3 protein-coding genes are annotated in these 1,584 nt (G+C 43.9%); all 3 read right to left on the bottom strand.

Going from position 1 to position 1,584, the window contains the following annotated elements; translation table 11 throughout:
• Nucleotides 1-607 (bottom strand): tetratricopeptide repeat protein (locus tag HZC45_05960; GenBank protein MBI5682694.1); only part of this gene is annotated, 607 nt, incomplete at its 3' end.
• Nucleotides 608-696: 89 nt separating this feature from the next.
• Nucleotides 697-1,044: a tetratricopeptide repeat protein gene (locus HZC45_05955; GenBank protein ID MBI5682693.1), complete on the bottom strand. Its 348-nt coding sequence runs from the start codon at nt 1,042-1,044 to the stop codon at nt 697-699.
• Between the two features lie 188 nt (nt 1,045-1,232).
• A complete protein-coding gene (locus HZC45_05950) occupies nt 1,233-1,496 on the bottom strand; it encodes a hypothetical protein (protein ID MBI5682692.1) in 264 nt (87 codons plus the stop codon).
• Between the last annotated feature and the right edge of the window lie 88 nt (nt 1,497-1,584).

The raw sequence follows: 1,584 nt of genomic DNA, 5'->3' as shown, positions 1-1,584 counted from the left end.
ATTTGGCCTTCTGCAGGCCGCGGAGAGCCTCCTGATTGTCTTTATCAAGCTTAAGCGCTGAACTGTAGCTCGCAATAGCCTTGTTATATTCATTTGCCTTCAACGCCTCTCTTGCAATCCTGATCCGCTGCCCTACGGCATCCTGTTTTTTCTTTTCTGTCTGAATAAGGACTGTCCTCAGCTCTCCTTCCGCCTTTTCTTTTGCATCAACAGCCTCTTTATGGTTTGGTTCAACAGCTAAGACCTTGTCAAATTCCTCTATCGCCTTTTGAAACTCCCTTGCGTTGAGGTAGTCCTTGCCTGCCCGCAAATGATTCCTGAGCGCCTTGTCAGAGGCCATGGCTGCGCCCGCTTCAGCATCCTTGCTCATAGGGTCAAGCCTCCATGCCTCCTGAAATCCGAGAAGGGCATTGTCATAGTCCTTTGTTTCAATATATGCCTTGCCAAGGTATAGATGTTGTTCTATATCTCCAGGCCTGAAAAATATCGCATCCTTTAGCGCCCTTATAGAACCATTCCAATCTCCATTGTCCTGCAGCACAATGCCGATATTGAAAAGGATAATCCCGGCGCCCTCCTGCGCCTGCTGCTCCTTAAGGCCTTTCAATCCGGCCAAGCAGCTGCCGGCATTATAAATGTCTCCCTCAGCGTATCTTATGTAGCATTGATAATATCTTGCCTTTTCATAACCCGGCATTATCTTAAGTATATTTTCAAACTCCTTTGCCGCTGATCAATTGCCTTGTCCAACTCCTTTTTCTCATGATATTCAAGTCCAAGATTAAAAAAACCTGATGATAATTCCTCTTTTAATGCCCCGGCTGCGCCTGTCATCCCCTTTACTTTTTGATAGTAAACAAGGGCGTCGTCCAATTGCCCGAGGTTCTGATGAGCAAATCCAATGCCGAATATAAGGCGGGCATCCTCTTTTCCGGCCTCATGGACAATATTAAGATTTTCAATGGCAGCTTGATAATCTCTTGCCTTTAACTGGGCCATTCCAAGTAAATACCGCACCTCTGTGTTTCCCGGGTCGGCTTCCAAGGCCTTTTTATATTGCAGAATTGTCTTGCTGTCCTCAGATATTGAATTGGAGGGAGATATGCAAAAAAACAATAGAAGGACAAATAATAATGCGCTTTTTTTCATCACAGAAATGGAATGTTAAGACTACCCAAAAAGGTATTTGTTTTGTATTATAAACACTTGAAAAAGATTTTGTCAAAACATTTCTATCCCATATCTTCATGCCTTCTCCATCTGTAATTAAGGTCTATGATGGCTCCAGGTTCCTTTATATTCATTAAAGCCTCAAATGCCTTTTTTAAAACAATCATCTGCTGTTTGACATTGTATGGTTCTCCCAGAGGATGCCCAAGAGGCCATCTTAGAAAAACAGCGCGCGGCGGTTTGATTTCTTCAGTGAACTTGCGGGCTATTGATATGCTTATGCACGGGATGCCGTATTTTTCTATCTCTCTTTGTATCAGCCCCACGGACCGATTGCAGAGGCCTCAGCCGGGGGTTAAAAGAACCGCATCAATATTTTGTGTTTTTAATTTTTCTGCAACTGCTGGAGCAGTT

Source organism: Deltaproteobacteria bacterium, from assembly GCA_016223005.1.
Taxonomy (GTDB): domain Bacteria; phylum Desulfobacterota; class GWC2-55-46; order UBA9637; family GWC2-42-11; genus JACRPW01.
This window is presented reverse-complemented; position numbering and strand designations above follow the sequence as displayed.